This is a genomic window from Streptomyces sp. NPDC058291 (assembly GCF_042880855.1).
Lineage (GTDB): Bacteria > Actinomycetota > Actinomycetes > Streptomycetales > Streptomycetaceae > Streptomyces.
Genome location: NZ_JBHVYK010000124.1, coordinates 1 through 18,907, shown reverse-complemented (window position 1 = coordinate 18,907; position 18,907 = coordinate 1). Strand labels below are relative to the sequence as shown.

The following is an 18,907-nucleotide window of genomic DNA, read 5'->3' as shown; positions in this document are numbered from 1 at the left end:
GGCGTCCGGGCCCGCACCACGATCCGCTCACCCTCGTCGACCACATCCTCCATGACCAGCGGGGACAGACCCGAAAACACCGTCTGCACAAGCTCGTTGACACCCATCACATCAGGTCAACGACCCTCATTTCTCTCCATCACCACCGAATGTGAGACAGAGCCGCTCGCTTGACAGACCCTCAGCACCGCGAACCGCAAGCTCATCGCGCCTTTGCTGCCCTGGCGCCAGGTCACCTCGGTGAACCGGCCGGCACCGGCCTCGACTGCGAGGGCGGAGACGGCCCGCGGTGGGATGCGGTAACGGGGCAGCGTCGGCGGCCCGAGCCCGCCATAAGCGGGCCGATGCGGCTCGGCATCCTCCGGATGGGCGACTTCCTTTCCGGTCAGGGCCAGGACATAGGCCAGCCCTCGCTGCTCGAGACCGAGCCGGAATGGGGTGCTGACGCCGTAGCCGGCATCGGCGACCACCACCGGCGCCTTCAACCGCCAGGCGGCGAGTGTGGCGAGCAGGCCAAGCGCCAGACGCCACTTCTCCTGGTGGCCGGTGCCGTCGGGGACTCCGGCCCTGCGGCGGCGGTCCGGCTCATCCGCCAACTCGCGCGGCAGATACAACTGCCAGTCCAGCGAGCAGGACGCGGTGTCGGTGGCGGCATGGACGCTGACCGCGACCTGGCAATTCGCCCGCTTGCCGACCGCCCCGCAGCACTGCCGGGCCACCCCCAGCGACGCGGTGCCGCACTTGGGGAACGACACGTCGTCGATCACCCACACCTCGGGCGTGATCGCCTCGACCAGCCGCTCGGCGATCCGCCGCCGCACCGGCCGCGGATCCCACGGCGACTGGTTCACGAACTGCTGCAGGGCCTGCATGTTCCCGTCCGGCAGCCGCTCAGCCATCGGCTGGACCGACTTCCGCCGACCGTCCAGCATCAGACCCCGCAGATAACACTCACCCCACCGCCACTGATCCCGCCGCGGCACGGAAGCGAACACATCGGCAACGAACTCCGATAACTCACCCCGGAGCCGTTCCACCTCCCCCCAACCTCATACCGGAGAGGATGCCCACCACCAGCAGAGATCACCCAACGTAACGAAGCACTACCAGGATGACCAGCGAGAACGCCCTGAGTGTCGGTGGCAACCGGTTCGAGCTTCTCGGGTAGGTGTCACCCAATATGGCCCCTTGGTGGGTGCCGACCATCGCGGCCAACCCGTACGGGGGGGCGAGGACAGCCCAGGCACCTCCGTTACGCCAGCCCGCCGGTGTCGGCCTGAGACCCTGCAACCCAGCCCTGGAGCGCAGTCGGCTCTTCGGTCAATCTTTGGGCCGGTCTGCCTGGTTCGCCTCACGGAGAGCCACCCAGGCGTCCGCTACTGGACCGACGTGCCCGAGCTTATCGGGGTTGTTCACCGTGTGGATTGTCTGGATCTGGCCGTCGAGTACGTCGAGCGCCCAGATGCTGAGGACCTGGCCGTCCCGGTCGCGGAAGATCGCGCCCGGCTGGCTGTTCACCTGCCGCGGCTCCACGACACCACCGCTCCTGATAACCAGCGGCACGAACGCCGCGAGCACCCGGACCACGTGCCCGGCACCAAGGACGACCGGCTTGAACCGCGGGGCCTTGCCGCCACTGTCGCCGATCATCGACACGTCGGCGGCCAGCAGCTCGGCCAGCCCGTCGACATCCCCTTCCCGAAAGGCGTCAAAGAACCGTTCGGCGAGTTCCTCGCGCTCCTTCCGGTCCGCCTCGAACCGGGCCCGGCCCGCGTCCATGTGACGGCGCGCCCGCACCGCGAGCTGGTGGCACGCCGCCTCCGATCGCCCCACGGCCGATGCGATCTCCGGGAAGCCGAAGGCGAACACCTCCCGCAACACGAAGACCGCGCGTTCGAGAGGGGTGAGCCTCTCCAGCAGGAGCAGGGCCGCCATCGACAGCGAGTCCGCCAGCTCCGCCGACCGCGCCGGATCCTCGTACGGGTCGGTCAGCAGCGGCTCGGGGAGCCACGGTCCGACATACTCCTCCCGCCGGACGCGGGCTGAGCGCAGCACGTCGATCGAGATCCGGGTGACCACGGTCGACAGGAACGCCTTGGCCGACCCGGGCTGGGTGGAGGTGGCCTGGTAGCGCAGCCAGGTCTCCTGGACCGCGTCCTCGGCCTCGCTCACACTGCCCAGAATCCGGTAGGCGATCGAGAACAGCAGCGGCCGCAGGTCCTGGAACTCTTCCGTCTTCGTCACGCCGGCTCCTCCTTGAATCTCTGCCGCCACGAGGGTGGCGTCGGCTCCCAGCTGGAGAAGCCGCGCCCCTCGGCCATCAATTACCACTGCCTGTCGTGTGGCCGGCAGCAGGGCCGGGCACCTGCGGACCGGCTATGGCGCCCGGCCCGCAGAACGCCCCGCTGTCCAGGGCCACCATCACCAGGGCACCGGGCCCTCCTCACTGAAGAATCCGGCGGTCGGGCCATCCGCGCCGAGCATGGCCAGGCGCACCACGCCTGCGGCACACTGCGCGACCGTAAGGAATCCGGTGTGGTTGTTGCTGTCCGTGTCGACGAAGCCGGGGGCGACTGCGTTGACAAGGATGCCGTCCTTCCGCAGCTCATTGGCGTACTGCACGGTCAGCGCGGTCAGTGCGCTCTTGGACGGCGAATATGCAGCCGACGGCAGCAGTGCCGCGAAGGGGCCGTCCGGATCGCTGGTGAGACTCAACGACGCGGCGTGGCTGCTGACGTTGACGATGCGTGGCGCCGGCGACCGCCGCAGCAGTGGAATCATGGCGTTGGTCACCGCAATCACCCCGAAGACGTTGGTCTCGAACACCGCCCGGACCATGTCCAAGTCGACAGAGCTGGGGACTTGGTCGTGGGCCTCTTCGGGCGAGACCTGCCCAGAGCCGGTGATGCCGGCGTTGTTGATCAGTACGTCGAGGTAGCCGAAGCGCTCCTCAACCTGCTTCGCGGCCTCCTGGACGGTGGCCTGATCGGTGACGTCCAAGGCGACGGCGTGCGCGTCTCCGCCGGCCGCGCGCACCGCCACAGCGGCTTCCTCACCGCGCCGCAGGTCTCTGGCACCGATCAGGACCGTCATGCCCAGCGCAGCGAGTTGCTCGGCAACCCCACGACCGATCCCCTTGTTCGCCCCGGTAACCAGCGCGACCTTCTGATGTGTCGTCCGCTCGCTCATGCCCAGCTCCCTGTTGTCGAGGTGGGGTTCTTCTCAGAACCTGTCTTCGCAACCTGAGACGAGACAGCCCGGTCGTCTCTGACAGGCGGGCAGAATCAACTGTTCTCGGTCGAGGCGATCTGGTCAGAGTCAGGCAGGACGGTCTACTCGCCTTCGAGGTTCACGAAGCAGAAACCGGTGACAGAAAAGCTGCAAAATGGCCGTTACTGAACCTCTTTCATCCTGGGGTCTGAGGAGTGAAACAGGCTGGTCAGGTGGGTGACGTGGCGAAGCCCCTCGTCGTTGGTGTGATGATCTCACTCAACACGCCGACGGTCGGGGGGCTTCGTTGGTTCCGTATCCTTCCACGCTCGACGTCCCGCACGAGCTGGTCGAGCATGTCTCCTGGCTCATCTACACCCGAAGGCGTGAACTTCGCTCACCGCGGCGGAAGTTGAGCTGCTTCAAGCAAGCCCTGCTGACACTGGCCCACCTGCGGAAGAACGAAACGTTCGCACAGGCCGGCGCCGGGTTCGGGGTGTCGGAGGCGGTCGACGAGACGCTCCGGGTCCTGGCCGCCTGGGCGCCGGGCCTGCACGAGGCCCTGGTGGGCCTGGGCGAGGGGGACTACGTCATCGTCGACGGGACGCTCATCCCGACCGACCGCATCAAGGCGAACGAGCCGTACTACTCGCAGAAAACACAAGCAGCAAGCATGAACGTACAGGTCATCGCGGCCCCGGACGGAACCCCGCTGTGGTTGTCGCGCGCGACACCGGGACGGACCCACGACCTCACCGCGGCCCGCGTCCACGGCATCGTCCAAGCGTGCCTGACCCGGCAGATCCTCGTGCTCGCCGACCGGGCCTACCAGGGTGCCGGCGCCACCGTCCGCACCCCCTACTACCACCACGAACAGCCCGAGCACTACCAGCAGTTCAACCGTGAACACGCCCGGCTGCGGGCTCCCGGCGAGCGCGCCTTCGCACAGCTGAAGTCCTGGCCACTGTTACGGCGAGCCCGATGTTCAACCCGGCGTATCGGCACCGCCGTCCAAGCCATCCACACACTATTGACCTGCGACTATTCAGGATGAAAGAGGTTCAGCGACAAACGCAATGCCTCAGTGGTGAAAACCAGCTTGCTTCACGAGAGCGAACCGCCAGCTCGCCCCGTCCGGAAGGTGACAACCATTGTGCTTCGGCTCAGGATACCGATGACCTACAACAGCGAAGATTGATCCATTGCGGAAGTTTCAGCTCTCACAGTTGCGGTGGGACTGGCCGTCCGAGAAACGCGGCAAGCCGATCGATGGCAGGAGCGGTCTTCTCGACGGGCTGGGGCTCGGCCATTCGTCCCGTTCGGGACTGGGTGGAGAGTTGGACCTGAGCGAACGCCAGGCTCTGCTCGGCAACATCTGCGGGCAGCCGGGCAGGGATGCCGGTGGCCTGAGCGAGGTCCCATCCGTGAGCGAGCAGATCGTACAGGCGGATCTGCAAGCGCTCGGCGCCCGTGGCGCTACCGAAGGGGCCGCGATAACTCCGCTCGAGTACCCCCGGACGGGAGAAGGCGGCCTGCAGCAGAGCACTCGAGGACCGGTAAGCTCCGACCGCGTCGTCACCGAGGCGGTCTGCCCCGCGTTCGGGCATCGGGCCACCCTCGATCATGGCTGCGAACACCAGGTCCATGCCGACCAGGTGGTCGACCACCTCACGCACATTCCATTCCGTGCACGGCGTCGGCGCCTTCCACTGCGCGGCGCGGATCTCGGCGATCAGTTCACCGACGGCTTCACATGCGCGTGCGAGATTTTCAACAGAGGGGGTAGTCACCGGGCGAGACTACGGCTGCACCCGTCGAGCGGCCCAACGGTTTTCCGGCCGTCCGGAGAAAGACGTGCCCGCTCACCGCCCACACCGACGTCGGTCAAACTTCGCTGTCAAAGCGACAATCTTTGCTGTCACAGGTCAACCGACCGGGGGCGGACCGTCGCACACACCGAACTTTCAGGAACCCCCGACCCTGACGGGCACGGGCCCGAGGGTGCAGGGCGGGGAAGCGCGCCCACGGATCGGTCCCGGGCCGCCGCGCCTGGTATGTGTGTGCCCGGCGCTGTAGGTCTGTCAGATGACCTACGGCGCGCCACCGGAGCGTGCTCCTGGTGGTGCGCCGTGAGGGGTGCTGCGGGGTGGTGTCAGTCGGGCGGTGGCTGGCCGGAGCCGAGGGTGCGCCGTCCGGTACGCGGGTCGGGGCCGGGGTCCGGGATGGGTGCGGGTGGCTGATCGGCTGCGCGCTGCGCGGCGGTGCCGGGCCTCTCGGCAGGCTCCGGAGCGGGTTGGCGGGGAGTCGGGGACCGGTGCCCAGAGGGGGGGCGGGGTGCCCCTATGGGTTTCGTCAAGGAAATCGGGCTGCGTTGAGGATCGGTGCCGGGCAGCATGGCGGGGTTTCTGATCTGTTGTGGGATGACACGAGTACTTCTTCGACCTTGATGAGATGGGGTCGCTGCCGGACGTGCGTGTCCCTGACGCCTCGATGGAGGACTGGCAGGCGGTCCTCGACCTGATCAGCGAGAGCGGCTGGAAGTGCCGGTATTCCGAGGGCGAGGTCGTGATGCCGATGCCCTGGGCAGGAGCAGTGTTGTCCCGCCCGGCTGATGCCGAGTGCCCGGACCTGCGAGTTTGGCCAACAGCCGGTGTGCTGGCGATCTTCCGCTTCCATGCGGCGGATGAGATTGACTTCGACGTTGATCTGCGGGAGCTGCAGGGCCAGGAGCGACTCGATGTGTTCTGCGGCTTCCTGCGGGCGATCGGGCGACGGCCGGCCAAGCCGGTGCTGATGGACCTGGAGGGCGACTGCGGGCGGCGTGGGTCGACGGCGGCTACCGCCAGCACCTCGTCGGGCACGCCGCCACCCTCGGCATCGACATGGAAATCACTTAACGCAAGCCTGGGACCAGGGGATTCACCCCGATCCCGAAGCGGTGGGCGGTCGAGCGGACCTACGGCTGGCTCATGCTTCACCGCCGACTGGCCCGCGACTACGAAACCCGCGCCGCCCGCTCCGAAGCCCTGATCCACATCGCCATGACCGACCTCATGACCCGTCAGCTCACCGGCGGGAACACCATCTCCTGGCGTGACCCGGCAAAGCCGACTAACCAGCGGATTCAGCGATGAAACCACGAAAGAAAACGACTTCTAAGTACCTAGAGTGCGCGTGAAGGAGGAGAGTGTGCCCAGCCCGGATCCGGTCGTGGGCCACCACCAGGTCCTTGGTCGCGAGCACCGGTGGTGCAAGACGCACCCCTGGCCGATTCCCGGATCGGGTCGATCGGATCGCCGTACCCTGACCTCCGACTACACCCTCAGAAGTTGGCCAGGCGGATCTCGTAGCCCGCCACACATGTCCATGTCGGGGACGAGTTCGGCGGCCTGGTCACAGAAGGTGCAGACGCCTTCGTGCGTTGATCCGCAGTCGAAGCAAATCCAGGAGTCCTCTCCGGGCGAGCCGGCCAACGGAGTGCTGATCACGGAGTAGGCGCCGCAGCTGCTACAGCCGTTGAGGGCGCCGCCTCCGTCTGTGATGCTGACGTGCTTGCTGGAGCCGATGAACTCCCACGCGGCATCCTCGCCAGTGCCGTACTGCCTCGCGCACAGGAGGCAGGCGAGATCCTGGGCTCCCGCGTCGAGCACGACGGTGAACTGACCGCAGGAGCGGTATGACGCCGTCGAGCCCTCATAGCCATGGCGTGGCACTCCAACTGCGCGCGGATGCCGTAGGCCGGGCTAACCGTCGAACGGGAGGAGTTCGTACCCGAAGGCAATGGCGACACCCCTTGTTCTGGGCACGATGTCCCTGATACCCCCACCTTTGGTTGGGGTGAGGTCACGTGCGCCTGCAAGAAGGCAACGTCGTTGCGGTGCGGACGCCCCTGCACGCTGTCGCCATTCCTGGGAAAAAGGTCCGAATGGGTACCGATCCGGGTCCCGCAGTCGTCCTGATCACCGGCATGATGGCGTCGGGGAAGTCCACCGTGGCCGAACTCCTGGCCGGGCAGCTGCCCCGGGCCGCCGACGTGCGCGGTGACGTCTTCCGGCGGATGGTGGTCTCCGGCCGGGAGGAACTGTCACCCGAGGAAACCACGGAGGCCCGGGCCCAGCTGGACCTTCGCTACCGGCTTTCCGCGCTCGTAGCCGACGAGTACGCGCACCACGGTTGCCCACGGTCCTCAAGGACATCATCCTGGGCGACGGACTGACCCGGTATGTCGCCAGGGTGCACCACCCGACCGCTGTTCGTCGTCGTGCTGGCCCCTCTATCGCGGTTGTGCGGGCCAGAGAGGCCGCGCGCCCCAAGGCCGGGTACGACGTCTGGACGGTCGAGGCACTCGACCACGCCGTGCGGGTGGAGACTCCGCGCATCGGGCTCTCAGTGATTCTCGACAACCTCCCGGCCGCGCGCGTCTGAAGGGCGGCTGACCCAGGTCACCGCGCAGCCCGGCTGCCGAAACCAGCCAGCCGGCCATGAGCCAGCAGCCCTCGAATCACGCCTGACACGCCATCAGAACGGGCCTCATCCGTGCGTCAGAAATTGCCGGGACCTTGCGCACAAACCGCCACCGGGGCACCGGAAACCGCAGCTCAGGCAGCGTTCCCCACGTCCACCTGTTGCGACCACGAAAAGAGTCCGAACCGACAGTCATTGCCCAGAACATGCAGGTCAGACGCCCTCTCGGACCGGCTCCAGAATCGCCACGCACTCCACGTGCGACGTCATCGGAAAGATGTCCCGGCAGGATGGATCTCGTATAACACCAGGTCAGGGGCATTTTCTCCTCCACTGAAGGGTCCTTCGTGCGCACGGAGCGTCAAACGGGCGTCACGCCCCAGGGCTACGTCCTGGGATCGGTCATCGCTGGGGATTTCAGGACCCCTGCCGGTACAGCCAGCCGTTTGGCCTCCACGGCCCGGTGGCCGGACCGCCCGATGAGCGAAGTGGTCAGCTGTCGGGTTTCTTCGAGCGTCACGGGGCGGCGGCCTGGGTGGGCCGAGAGCCGGCCTCGATCTGCAGGGCGTACACGGCGTTCGTCACGAGCTCGCGCGCGTATGCGGCGTCCAGTCGGCCAGGGCGGAAGAGGATGCGGTACATGATCGGTGCCACGACACGGTCGATCAGCAGTTCCGTCTCGGGCACCGGCTCCCCGCGCTGCACCGCACGGGCCAACACGGCGTCGATCTGCTCTGCGGCATACGCCGAACACTGACCGGCATTGGTGCCGTCGGGGTCGCCGAGCAGGGCGTCCCGGATGTAGGCGCGCCCGGTCGGTGAGGCCATCTCGTCGAGGAACTGTTCCGCCCACCCGTCGAGATCGGCCCGCAGGCTTCCGAGATCGGCCGGATCCGTTTCCGGGCGCAGTCGTTCGACGGCCACGTCGGACAGGAGTTCCTGCAGGTCGCCCCAACGACGGTAGATCGTGGAGGGAGTCACGCCCGCCCGAGTGGCCACCATCGGGACCGTGAGCGCGTCGCGGCCCACCTCCCCTACGAGTTCACGTACCGCCGCATGGACGGACTCCTGTACGCGTGCGCTGCGCCCGCCGGGGCGGGCCATGGGCTTGGGACTCATGCGATCCACCTTAATGCGAATTTGTTGCTTCTAGGCGGTGGCCGGCGTCGGCGACCCGCAGGGCTGCGCATCCGGGCGCCCGAGCACGGCGGACGCCCTGCGGCGACGCGACCGCATGCCGGTTGGAACGTGCGCCTTCCCTCAGGCAGCGAGGGGAGCAAGCCGCCCCGCGCCGGCCACCGACTCCTCGTAGACCCGGCCCACACGGAGCACCGTCGCGTCGTGGAAGGGGCGCGCCATCAGCTGCATACCGATCGGCAGTCCGGCGCGGTCGTGACCGACCGGCAGGGTGAGGGCCGGGACGCCGGTGATGTTGGCGGGGGCACAGAGGCGGACGTAGCTGTCCGACACGGCCTCGGTCGTGCCATCGGCCCACTCGACTGCTTCCTGCCCCGCCTCGGCGGCGGTCATCGGCACCGTCGGCGCGGCGAGGACGTCGATTCCGTCGAACATGCGAGCCCAGGCGTCTCGCATCATGGTGCGGGCCCGCTGGGCGCGGAGGTAGTCGCCCGCAGAGGTGAGTTCGCCGGCCTCCAGCAGGATGCGAACGTCCGCCGCGTACAGGTCGGGGGTGGCGCGCAGCGACCGCTCGTGGTAAGCGGTGGCCTCGGGAACCATCAGCCCCCACTGAACGGCCTGGATGTAGCGCGCCATCGGGATCTCGACGTCGACGAGCTCCGCCCCCAGCTCCGCCAGCCGCTCGATCGCGCCGCGTACGGACTCCTCGACCTCGGGCGTGACCCGGTCGAAGTAGTGGTTCCGCGGTACGCCGACCTTCAGTCCTCGCAGGTCGCCTCCCGGGAAGCGGTCCAGCGTGGGGCCGGACACGCTCGCCGGGTCGCGCGGGTCGTGGCCGGCGGTCGCCGACAGCACCAGGGCGACGTCCTGGACGGTGCGGGTGAGAGGGCCCACGTGGTCCAGGGACCAGGACAGCGAGGTCACGCCTGTGCGTGGGACCAGGCCGTAGGTCGGCTTGAGGCCCACCACGCCGTTCAGGGCCGCGGGGACCCGGATGGAACCGCCCGTGTCCGTGCCCATGGCGAACGTCGCCCCGCCGGCGGCGACAGCTACCGCCGAGCCGCCGCTCGACCCGCCCGCGACCCGGCTGTGGTCCCAGGCGTTGTTCGTCTGCGGAGTGATCAGGCCGTAGGCGAACTCGTGCGTGTGCGTCTTGCCCAGGAGGACGGCCCCGGCGGCGCCGAGCCGTTCGGCCACCCGGCTGTCGCGTTCCGCCACGTGCCCTGCCCGGACGTGCGAGCTCGCCGTGGTGGGTACCCCCTCTGCGTCGATCAGATCCTTGAGCGCCATGGGGATCCCGTGCAGCGGCCCGCGCGGTCCGCTTCCGGAGATCTCCCGTTCGGCGCGGACCGCTGCGGCCAGGGCCGCGTCGGCGGCGACGGTGACGTAGGCGCCCAGCCGTCCTTCGACGGCGTCAATACGGGCGAGCACCGATTCGGTGAGTTCGACGGGGGACAGCTCCCGTGCGCGCACCGCGCGGGAGGCTTCGGTCAGCGACAGCTCAAACGGTTGCATCGGCGTTCCCCTGTCCGGCTCGGTAGGAGGACGCGGGAGGGGTCTCGCCGAAATCGAGCTCGCGCAACGTGCTGATCACGGAATGGATGTAGTTGGCCGTCATGGCCACTTCTTCATGTCGGCCGTCCCCGAGGGGGAGCCCCGCCCGCAGCGCCCCTCGGGCTGCCTCTTGGGGGGTGAGTTCGCTGGTCATGGCTTCCTTCCGGATCTGTGCGGCGCGACGGGCCGGAGCTGGTACAGGACCTCCGACCACCGTAAAAGCGAATCATTTGCTTTAGTCGATCGTAGGGCCTACGGTGCCTTAAAGCAAACCAATCGCTTTTAGCGCAGGAAGGACCCTCATGCAGAGCGTCCCCGCGGGCCTCACGCCTCCCCGCACCTCCCCATCCGGACGCCTGCCGTTCGCCTTGCACACCTCGATCCTCATCGCGCTGCTCGCCGCATCCAGCGCGCCGACCCCGCTGTACCCCCGCTACCAGGCTCAGTGGCAGTTGTCGGCCCTCGACATCACGGTGGTCTTCAGCGCCTACGCTCTGGCACTCCTGATCGCACTGCTGACGACCGGAACCCTTTCCGACCATGTCGGACGCCGCCCCGTGCTCCTGGGCGCGCTCGCGGTCCAGGTCGTCTCCATGGCACTGTTCGCGACGGCCGACGGCCTGACCACCCTGATCGGCGCCCGCGTGCTGCAGGGCATCGCGACCGGCGCGGCGACCAGCGCAGCAGGTGCGGCTCTCCTCGACCTGGAAGACCCCGCCCGGCCGGGGCGCCCCGCTCTGGCCAACAGCATCGCGCCGGTGACGGGCATGGCGGCCGGCGTCCTGGCAGCCACCCTCATGGTGCGTTTCGCCCCCGTTCCGGCGATCACGGTGTACGCGGCCCTGATCGCCGTGTTCGCCGCGCAGGCCATCGCCCTGGTCTCGACGTCCGAGACCGTCCGCCGCCGTCCCGGAGCACTGCGCTCGACGCGGCCCCACCTGGCGCTGCCGTCGGCGGCCGCCCACGCTCTCCTGCTCAACGGCGCCGGCGTCGTCGCCGTCTGGGCACTCGGCGGCTTCTACTCGTCCCTGGGACCGGGCTTCACACGGCTCATCTCCCCCGGCGGACCCGAATACGCCGACGGCCTGGTCTTCTTCACGCTGACGGCCGTCGCCGCCCCGACGGTGTACTTCACGCGCAGGATGCGTGCCGGCGTCTCCGCTCTTCTCGGGAGCTGCGCGGTGATTCCGGCGGCCGTCCTGACCCTGGCTGCCCTCTATCTCGCCGGCCCCGTACTGCTCTTCGCCGGGGCGGCGCTGGCCGGGTTCGGCTTCGGAGCCGTCTCCCAGGGTGCGCTGCGCGCGGTCGTCGGCTCGGTCCCGGCCCGGGAGAAGGGCGGCACGCTCGCCTCCTATTACGTACTCAGCTACCTGGCCATGAGTCTGCCCGCCATCGGCGCCGGCGCCCTCACCGCCGGCTTCGGGCTGCGTGCGGCAGCACTGGCCCATGCCGGCTGCGTGGCCGTACTGGCGACCGTCGCAGTCGCGACGCTGACCGCGCCGCTGCGCAGTCGGCGCCGGACACCGTCCCCGGACGCCCACTCCCGCCCGGCAACGAGCAACTACACATCCGCCTCACCCGACACACCCGACACACCCGCTCCAGACATCTCCGTCCTCGCGACCCATAACAGATAAGGATCGCCGTGTTCACCTCATCGCAGACGACCAAGTCCACTACTCCCCCCGCCTCTTCCTGGACGGTGGGCAACCACACCGTACGACGCATCGACGAAGTGGCCCTGCCCGCCCAGACCGGTCCGTGGCTGCTGCCCGGGGCAACCACCGACCTCGTGAGCCGGACTCCCTGGCTGAGCCCCGAATTCGCCGACGAACAAGGCGTCCTGCGCCTGGCGAGTCACAGCTTCGCCGTCGAGGTGGACGGCATGCGGGTGCTGGTGGACACCGGCATCGGAAACGGGAAGCGGCGCTCCAACCCCGCCTGGCACAACCTGAACAGCGACTACGAGGTACGGCTACGGGCGGCGGGCTTCGCGCCGGAGAGCGTCGACGTCGTGGTCCTGACCCACCTCCACGCCGACCACGTGGGGTGGAACACGCGTGCCGAGGGCGACGCCTGGGTGCCCACCTTCCCGAACGCGCGCTATCTCACCTCACGCACCGAGTGGGACTACTGGGCGGGGGTCGACATGGAGGAGGCGCGTCGGCAGATGTTCCGGGACTCGGTCCATCCCGTCCGAGAGGCAGGTCTGTTCGACCTCATCGATGTCGCGGACGAGGGCACCTACGTCGCGCCGGGCATCCGTCTGCTGCCCACCCCCGGCCACACACCGGGGCAGGTAGCGGTGGAACTGAGCAGCCGTGGCGAGACCGCACTGGTCACCGGCGACAGCATCCACCACCCGGTCCAGATGGCGCATCCGGAGCTCTGCAGCTGTGTGGACGTCGCTCCCGAACTCGCGGCCAGGACCCGGAACCAGGTGCTCGGCTCACTGGCCGGTACGTCAACTCTCCTGCTGGGAAGCCACTTCCCGCCGCCGACCGCCGGACACGTGCGACGCGAGGACGGCGGGTACCGTCTGGCCCCGGCTCCCTCAGAGGTCACGCCCATCGGCGGCTGAAGCGGATCAAAGCACCCGGGACGGGCCGCGCACCGAGTCGCACCGAGTCCGTGCGGGTGACGTCCTGAGCGTCCGCGACCGGACGGCCCGGGAGGGGATGTGAGACTCCTCCGGCATGCGCTCCGTCGTCACCGATGGCGCCGGAGGAAGTGATGACCGATCACCGGCTTGCGCCCTTTGCGTAAGCCGGCTGTCGGCTGTCCCACGTGGGCGTCAGTCACGCCGACGCGTCGCGAACGAGGGCCACGTGCCGGTCCCACTCGCCCCTCGCCGGCCGAGCAACGCGACCCTGCTTCAGTCTCGCGAATCGAGCGTCATTCGAGCGTCAAGAATGATGAATGCGCGTCGCCGACATCATTCGTACGAACCCCGCCGCCCCCTGTAACCGCAGGTCAGGCGAGTTTGAACAAGCAGTGCGTCTGCCCGACCCGCTACACGGATAAAAACAGGTCGAGCGACCCACCCGGACCACAAAACCGCAGGTCATACGCCCTTGTCCGCAGGCTCCAAAATAGCCACGCACTCCACGTGCGACGTCATCGGGAACAGATCGAACGCCCGGAGCGTCCGCACCCGGTAGCCGCCGTCCCGGAAGTACGCCAGGTCGCGTGCCAGCGCGGCCGGGTCGCAGGCCACGTAGGCGATCTTCCGGGCGCCCAGCGACGACAGGTGTTCCACCGTCTTCTTGCCCGCTCCCGCCCGCGGCGGGTCCAGGACGATGAGGTCGACCTCGGTGATCCCGGTGCGCGGCAGGACGGTCTCGACCTTGCCCTGCTCGATACGCACCCGCTCGAACCCGGCGAGGTTGTGCCGGGCGTCCTCGACGGCGCGCTTGCCGGACTCGATGCCGAGGACCGCGCCCTTCTCGCCGAGGCGGTCGGCGAGCGCTCCGGCGAAGAGGCCGACGCCGCAGTACAGGTCGAGCGCCATGTCGCCCTTGCGCGGCAGCAGGCCCTGCATGACGGCCTTCACGAGGGTGTCGGCGGCCTGCGGGTGGACCTGCCAGAAGCCGCCGCTGCCGACGCGGTGGGTGCGGCCGTCGGCGCGCTCGCGGACGAAGCCGCGGCCGTGGACGCGGTGGATCCCGCCGTCGTGCTCCTCGACGCGCATGACCGAGACGGGCCTGTCGAGCTCGACGAGGGGAAGGCGGGCGCCGGGCCGCGGTTCGAGGATGACCATGCGGTCCTGGGAGCCCGTCGCGGCGATCGCGTCGACGGACGCCATCCCCGACCAGTCGCGCTGCTCGATGCCCAGCTCGCTGACGCCCTCGGCCGCGATCATGCAGTGCTCGATCGGCTCGACCTCGTGCGAGCGGTGGCGGCGCAGACCGGCGTTGCCGTCGGCGTCCACCGCGTACTGCACGCGGGTGCGCCACTGCGGCACCTGTCCGGCCGGGAGCTTGTCGCCCTCCGCCGGCATCACGGTGCCGTCCCAGCCGGCCTCCTCGGGTGTGAGGCCCGCGAGCCGCTGCAGCTGCTCGGCGATCACCTCGCCCTTGAGGCGGCGCTGCGCGCCCGGCTTGGCGTGCTGCCAGTCGCAGCCGCCGCAGCGGCCGGGGCCGGCGTAGGGGCAGGGCGCCTCGACGCGGTCCTTGGACGGCTCCAGGACGCGTACGGCGTCGGCCCGCAGGAAGCGCGCGCCCTCCTCGCCCTCGGTGACCCTGGCCACGACCCGCTCGCCGGGCAGCGTGTGCCGGACGAACAGCACCTGGCCGGCCTCGGTGCGGGCGATGCAGTGGCCGCCGTGGGCGACGGGGCCGATCTCGACCTCGTACTCCTCGCCCACGAGGGAGGCCGCCTGCGACTTCTTCGGTTCTGCCTGCATGGCGGGGGGACTCCACAACGTCGAACGAGGAACGGCCGGACAACAGCCCACCAGTCTACGTGGCTGTCGTCCGGCCGTTCACCACGCGCCGGTGCGCGAGGGCGAGGGGCCGCGGGAGCAGGTGGTCAGTTCTTCTCGTCCGGCCCCGGGGCGCTCTGGGGACCGCCGGACCCCGACGGCTCCTTCGGACGTCCCACCTGCGCCGGGCCGCGCCGCACGGAACCCGGGGCGTTCCACTCCTGCCGCTTGCGCGCCCGCTTCTTCGCCGCCTCGGAGGACTGCAGCTGGTAGGGGACGGACGTGACCATGACGCCGGGGGTGAACAGCAGCCGGCCCTTGAGCCGCAGCGCGCTCTGGTTGTGCAGCAGGTGCTCGTACCAGTGGCCGACCACGTACTCGGGGATGATCACCGACACGGCGTCGCGCGGCGACTCCCGGCGCAGGCTCTTGACGTACTCGATGACCGGTCGCGTGACCTCGCGGTAGGGCGAGTCCAGCACCTTCAGCGGTACGTCGATCCCACGCCGCTCCCACTCCGCGCGCAGCGCCTTGGTCTCGGTCGGGTCGACGTTGACGGTGAGCGCCTCCAGGGTGTCGGAGCGCATCAGCTTGGCGTAGGCGAGGGCGCGCAGCGTCGGGCGGTGGATCTTGGAGATCAGCAGCACCGAGTGGACGCGCGAGGGGCGGACGCTGTCGTCGCTGGGGCCCTCGGGGGCGGCGATCTCGGCGGCCACGCCGTCGTAGTGGCGGCGGATCGCGGTCATCGTCCCGTAGAAGATCACCATGCCCAGCAGGGCGACCCAGGCACCGTGGGTGAACTTGGTGAGCAGGACGACGACCAGCACCAGGCCGGTGAAGAACGCGCCGAAGGTGTTGATCGCGCGTGAGCGGATCATGTGACGGCGCTTGTTCTGGTCCTTCTCGACCGCCAGGTGGCGGTTCCAGTGGCGGACCATGCCGGTCTGGCTGAGCGTGAAGGACACGAACACGCCGACGATGTACAGCTGGATCAGCCGGGTGGAGTCGGCGCCGTAGATGACCACCAGCAGCATGGCCGCGCCGGCCAGCAGCACGATGCCGTTGGAGAAGGCGAGGCGGTCGCCGCGGGTGTGCAGCTGGCGGGGCAGGTAGCGGTCCTGGGCGAGGATCGAGCCGAGCACCGGGAAGCCGTTGTAGGCGGTGTTCGCAGCCAGGAACAGCACCAGGGCGGTGGCGGCGGCGAGCACGAGGAAGAGGAAGCTGCCCTTGCCGAAGACGGCCTCGGCGACCTGGGTGATCACCGGGTTCTGCACGTAGTCGACGCCGACGCCGACCCCGTTCTTCAGCAGGTCGGTGGCCGGGTTCTCGGCCATCCGGACCTTGGTGACCAGCGCCAGGACGATGATCCCGCAGAACATGGTGACGGCCAGCAGCCCCATCGCCGCGAGCGTGGTCGCCGCGTTCTTCGACTTGGGCTTGCGGAAGGCCGGCACGCCGTTGGAGATCGCCTCGACGCCGGTGAGCGCGGCGCAGCCGGAGGAGAAGGCGCGCAGCAGCAGGAAGACCAGAGCGAAACCGGCCAGCCCCTGGTGCTCGGCCTTGATCGTGTACTGGGAGGTGGGCGCCCGCATCGTGTCGTCGAGGACGAGCCCGCGGAACGCGCCCCAGGCGATCATGATGAAGACGCCCGCGACGAACACGTAGGTGGGGATCGCGAAGAGCTTGCCGGACTCCTTGACGCCGCGCAGGTTCATCAGCGTCAGCAGCACGATGACGGCGACCGCGCAGGCCACCTTGTGCTCGACGACGAACGGGATCGCGGAGCCGAGGTTCTCGATGCCGGAGGAGATGGAGACGGCGACGGTGAGGACGTAGTCGACGAGCAGCGCGCTGGCCACCGTCAGACCGGCCTTGGGGCCGAGGTTGGTGGTGGCGACCTCGTAGTCGCCGCCACCGCTGGGATAGGCGTGGACGTTCTGTCGGTAGGAGGCGACCACCGTGAACATCAGCACGACGACCGCGAGGGCGATCCACGGGCTGAAGTGGTAGGCCGACACGCCCGCGATGGACAGGACCAGCAGCACCTCCCCGGGCGCGTAGGCCACGGAGGACAGCGGGTCGGAAGCGAAAACGGGGAGGGCGATGCGCTTCGACAGGAGCGTTTCTCCGAGTCGATCACTGCGCAGTGCACGCCCGATCAGAATCCGTTTGGGCACGTCGGTCAGTTTGGACACAACAGAGGATCGTAGGCCTTCGAACACGGGACCGCCCACCCTCCCCCAGGCTCAGCCGGGTGACGGTTCGCCGCGTCTGCCTCCCGGGTGAAATCGGCCGGGCCCGGGCTGCGGATTCCGCGGCCTCGTCGATCGTCATGGCTATATGACGATTCCCCGCCCGCTGACGCCCCTTCGGAGGCTCCATGCACACGACCGCGGAGATCATCGGCGCCATCGGAACCCTTGTCGGCCTCGGAATCCTTACCTTCCTCAGTCTGTGGAGCATCAGCCGGCGTTAGATCGCGCGAACCGCGCGCCGACCGTGCACAGGGGTGCCCTGCGAGGACCGCGCGTGTGTAGCTTGGGCGGCGGTCTGAGACCCTGTTCAAGGCCGAGCGCCATGGCCGGGCCAGAAAACTCATTGAGTTCTTGACTTCTTGACCTCGGAAGGACGGTCGTGCACATCGTCATCATGGGCTGCGGCAGAGTGGGTTCCGCTCTCGCGCAGACCCTGGAGCAACAGGGGCACACGGTCGCCGTGATCGACCAGGACCCCACCGCCTTCCGACGACTGGGCTCCGGTTTCGGCGGCCGTCGTGTGACCGGCGTCGGCTTCGACCAGGACACCCTGCGCGAGGCGGGCATCGAGGAGGCCGGCGCGTTCGCCGCGGTCTCCAGCGGCGACAACTCCAACATCATCGCCGCCCGTGTGGCCCGCGAGATGTTCGGCATCGAGAACGTCGCCGCCCGTATCTACGACCCCCGCCGCGCCGAGGTCTACCAGCGCCTGGGCATCCCCACCGTGGCCACCGTCCGCTGGACGGCCGACCAGATGCTGCGCCGGTTGCTGCCCTCGGGCGCGGAGCCGCTGTGGCGCGACCCCACCGGGGGCGTCCAGCTCGCCGAGGTGCACGCCGCCGCCTCCTGGGTCGGCCACAAGATCAGCAAGCTGCAGGAGGAGACGGGCGTCCGCGTGGCGTTCCTGACCCGCCTCGGCGAGGCGATGCTGCCCACCTCGCAGACCGTTCTGCAGGAGGGCGACCTGGTGCACGTGATGCTGCGCACCGACGAGGTCGAGAAGGTCGAGGCCTCGTTCGCCGAGGGCCCCAAGGAGGACGGTCACTGATGAGGGTCGCCATTGCCGGAGCCGGCGCCGTCGGCCGTTCGATCGCCGGCGAACTGCTGGAGAACGGCCACGAGGTCCTGCTCGTCGACAAGGCGCCGACCGCCATCTCGGTCGAGCGCGTCCCGCAGGCGGAGTGGCTGCTGGCCGACGCCTGTGAGATCACCTCCCTGGACGAGGCCGCGCTCCAGCGCTGCAACGTGGTGATCGCCGCCACCGGCGACGACAAGGTCAACCTGGTCGTCTCGCTGCTCGCCAAGACGGAGTACGGCGTCCCGCGCGTCGTGGCCCGCGTCAACAACCCGAAGAACGAGTGGCTCTTCAACGAGTCGTGGGGTGTGGACGTGGCCGTCTCGACCCCGCGTCTGATGTCGGCCCTGGTCGAGGAGGCGGTGAGCGTCGGCGACCTGGTGCGGCTGCTGCGTTTCAGCCACGGCGACGCCAACCTCGTCGAACTGACCCTGCCCGAGGAGTCGGCGCTGGCCGGCACCCAGGTCGGCGACGTGGAGTGGCCGGAGGACACCTCCCTGGTGACCATCATCCGGGGCACCCGGGTGCTGACCCCGACCCGCGAGGACTCCCTCGAAGCGGGCGACGAACTCCTCTTCGTGGCCGCCCAGGCCAGGGAGGAGCAGCTGGAGGACCTGCTGTCCGTGCGCAAGGACGACACCGTCGGCTGACCCGCGGTCCCGGACACAGGTGAGGGGGGGGGCGGCCCGCTGACGGGGCCGCCCCCCCCCCACCAAAGTAGAAACAAAAACACACCAACCAGCCAATCGGAGACAAGATGTGGGAGACAGTGGAGGGTTTTTGGTTGTG

At 68.9% G+C, this 18,907-nt stretch carries 12 protein-coding genes and 5 pseudogenes; 8 read left to right on the top strand and 9 right to left on the bottom strand.

Features of this window, described 5'->3' with window-relative positions; genetic code table 11:
* Positions 1-119: 119 nt before the first annotated feature.
* From ACFVYK_RS35625 to ACFVYK_RS35615, 3 genes and pseudogenes are all read right to left on the bottom strand, one after another.
* A pseudogene (locus ACFVYK_RS35625) lies at positions 120-1,037 on the bottom strand (IS701 family transposase); the annotation flags it as partial.
* A 283-nt stretch (positions 1,038-1,320) separates the two neighbouring features.
* Positions 1,321-2,244, bottom strand: coding sequence for an RNA polymerase sigma-70 factor (locus ACFVYK_RS35620; protein WP_389780885.1), 924 nt, complete (start codon positions 2,242-2,244; stop codon positions 1,321-1,323).
* Between the two features lie 177 nt (positions 2,245-2,421).
* Positions 2,422-3,189, bottom strand: a complete 768-nt coding sequence (locus ACFVYK_RS35615; RefSeq protein ID WP_389780884.1) for an SDR family NAD(P)-dependent oxidoreductase — start codon at positions 3,187-3,189, stop codon at positions 2,422-2,424.
* A gap of 287 nt (positions 3,190-3,476) precedes the next feature.
* On the opposite strand from ACFVYK_RS35615, the pseudogene ACFVYK_RS35610 reads away from it, so the two are divergent.
* Positions 3,477-4,264, top strand: a pseudogene (locus tag ACFVYK_RS35610) (transposase family protein).
* A 166-nt stretch (positions 4,265-4,430) separates the two neighbouring features.
* Here the strand turns inward: ACFVYK_RS35610 and ACFVYK_RS35605 are convergent.
* The gene (locus ACFVYK_RS35605; protein WP_389780883.1) at positions 4,431-5,000 is read right to left on the bottom strand and encodes a TIGR03086 family metal-binding protein; all 570 of its coding nucleotides are present in this window, start codon (positions 4,998-5,000) and stop codon (positions 4,431-4,433) included.
* A 587-nt stretch (positions 5,001-5,587) separates the two neighbouring features.
* On the opposite strand from ACFVYK_RS35605, the pseudogene ACFVYK_RS35600 reads away from it, so the two are divergent.
* The 3 pseudogenes from ACFVYK_RS35600 to ACFVYK_RS35590 form a co-directional block, all read left to right on the top strand.
* Positions 5,588-6,027, top strand: a pseudogene (locus ACFVYK_RS35600) (hypothetical protein); the annotation flags it as partial.
* Positions 5,991-6,344, top strand: a pseudogene (locus ACFVYK_RS35595) (transposase); the annotation flags it as partial. The pseudogenes ACFVYK_RS35600 and ACFVYK_RS35595, both read left to right, overlap by 37 nt.
* Positions 6,345-7,135: 791 nt before the next feature.
* A pseudogene (locus ACFVYK_RS35590) lies at positions 7,136-7,635 on the top strand (AAA family ATPase).
* A gap of 555 nt (positions 7,636-8,190) precedes the next feature.
* Here ACFVYK_RS35590 and ACFVYK_RS35585 read toward each other — a convergent pair.
* The 3 genes from ACFVYK_RS35585 to ACFVYK_RS35575 all read right to left on the bottom strand — a co-directional run bounded on the left by ACFVYK_RS35585 (position 8,191) and on the right by ACFVYK_RS35575 (position 10,519).
* The gene (locus ACFVYK_RS35585; RefSeq protein ID WP_389780882.1) at positions 8,191-8,793 is read right to left on the bottom strand and encodes a TetR/AcrR family transcriptional regulator; all 603 of its coding nucleotides are present in this window, start codon (positions 8,791-8,793) and stop codon (positions 8,191-8,193) included.
* A 141-nt stretch (positions 8,794-8,934) separates the two neighbouring features.
* On the bottom strand, positions 8,935-10,326 hold the full coding sequence (locus tag ACFVYK_RS35580) for an amidase (RefSeq protein ID WP_389780881.1): 1,392 nt from the start codon (positions 10,324-10,326) through the stop codon (positions 8,935-8,937).
* Positions 10,313-10,519, bottom strand: a complete 207-nt coding sequence (locus ACFVYK_RS35575; RefSeq protein ID WP_031089454.1) for a hypothetical protein — start codon at positions 10,517-10,519, stop codon at positions 10,313-10,315. The genes ACFVYK_RS35580 and ACFVYK_RS35575 overlap by 14 nt, the downstream gene beginning before the upstream one ends.
* A 148-nt stretch (positions 10,520-10,667) precedes the next feature.
* Here ACFVYK_RS35575 and ACFVYK_RS35570 point away from each other — a divergent pair, with 148 nt between their 5' ends.
* Together ACFVYK_RS35570 and ACFVYK_RS35565 are read left to right on the top strand one after the other, a co-directional pair.
* A complete protein-coding gene (locus ACFVYK_RS35570) occupies positions 10,668-12,002 on the top strand; it encodes an MFS transporter (RefSeq protein ID WP_389780880.1) in 1,335 nt (444 codons plus the stop codon).
* Between the two features lie 8 nt (positions 12,003-12,010).
* Positions 12,011-12,946, top strand: a complete 936-nt coding sequence (locus tag ACFVYK_RS35565; RefSeq protein WP_389780879.1) for an MBL fold metallo-hydrolase — start codon at positions 12,011-12,013, stop codon at positions 12,944-12,946.
* A gap of 483 nt (positions 12,947-13,429) precedes the next feature.
* On the opposite strand, the gene ACFVYK_RS35560 is transcribed toward ACFVYK_RS35565, so the two are convergent.
* Positions 13,430-14,770: a class I SAM-dependent RNA methyltransferase gene (locus tag ACFVYK_RS35560; RefSeq protein ID WP_389780878.1), complete on the bottom strand. Its 1,341-nt coding sequence runs from the start codon at positions 14,768-14,770 to the stop codon at positions 13,430-13,432.
* Between the two features lie 125 nt (positions 14,771-14,895).
* The gene (locus ACFVYK_RS35555; RefSeq protein WP_389780877.1) at positions 14,896-16,983 is read right to left on the bottom strand and encodes an APC family permease; all 2,088 of its coding nucleotides are present in this window, start codon (positions 16,981-16,983) and stop codon (positions 14,896-14,898) included.
* Between the two features lie 439 nt (positions 16,984-17,422).
* Here ACFVYK_RS35555 and ACFVYK_RS35550 point away from each other — a divergent pair, with 439 nt between their 5' ends.
* Positions 17,423-18,091 carry a potassium channel family protein gene (locus tag ACFVYK_RS35550; RefSeq protein ID WP_389780876.1) on the top strand — a complete coding sequence of 223 codons (669 nt, stop codon included), beginning with the start codon at positions 17,423-17,425 and terminating at the stop codon, positions 18,089-18,091.
* The gene (locus ACFVYK_RS35545) at positions 18,091-18,768 is read left to right on the top strand and encodes a potassium channel family protein (RefSeq protein WP_389780875.1); all 678 of its coding nucleotides are present in this window, start codon (positions 18,091-18,093) and stop codon (positions 18,766-18,768) included. The genes ACFVYK_RS35550 and ACFVYK_RS35545 overlap by 1 nt, the downstream gene beginning before the upstream one ends.
* Positions 18,769-18,907 lie beyond the last annotated feature (139 nt).

Coding starts and splice junctions, on each gene's coding strand:
- ACFVYK_RS35575 (WP_031089454.1), bottom strand. CDS start 10,519: ATGACCAGCGAACTCACCCCCCAAGAGGCAGCCCGAGGGGCGCTGCGG.
- ACFVYK_RS35615 (WP_389780884.1), bottom strand. CDS start 3,189: ATGAGCGAGCGGACGACACATCAGAAGGTCGCGCTGGTTACCGGGGCG.
- ACFVYK_RS35560 (WP_389780878.1), bottom strand. CDS start 14,770: ATGCAGGCAGAACCGAAGAAGTCGCAGGCGGCCTCCCTCGTGGGCGAG.
- ACFVYK_RS35585 (WP_389780882.1), bottom strand. CDS start 8,793: ATGAGTCCCAAGCCCATGGCCCGCCCCGGCGGGCGCAGCGCACGCGTA.
- ACFVYK_RS35580 (WP_389780881.1), bottom strand. CDS start 10,326: ATGCAACCGTTTGAGCTGTCGCTGACCGAAGCCTCCCGCGCGGTGCGC.
- ACFVYK_RS35545 (WP_389780875.1), top strand. CDS start 18,091: ATGAGGGTCGCCATTGCCGGAGCCGGCGCCGTCGGCCGTTCGATCGCC.
- ACFVYK_RS35570 (WP_389780880.1), top strand. CDS start 10,668: ATGCAGAGCGTCCCCGCGGGCCTCACGCCTCCCCGCACCTCCCCATCC.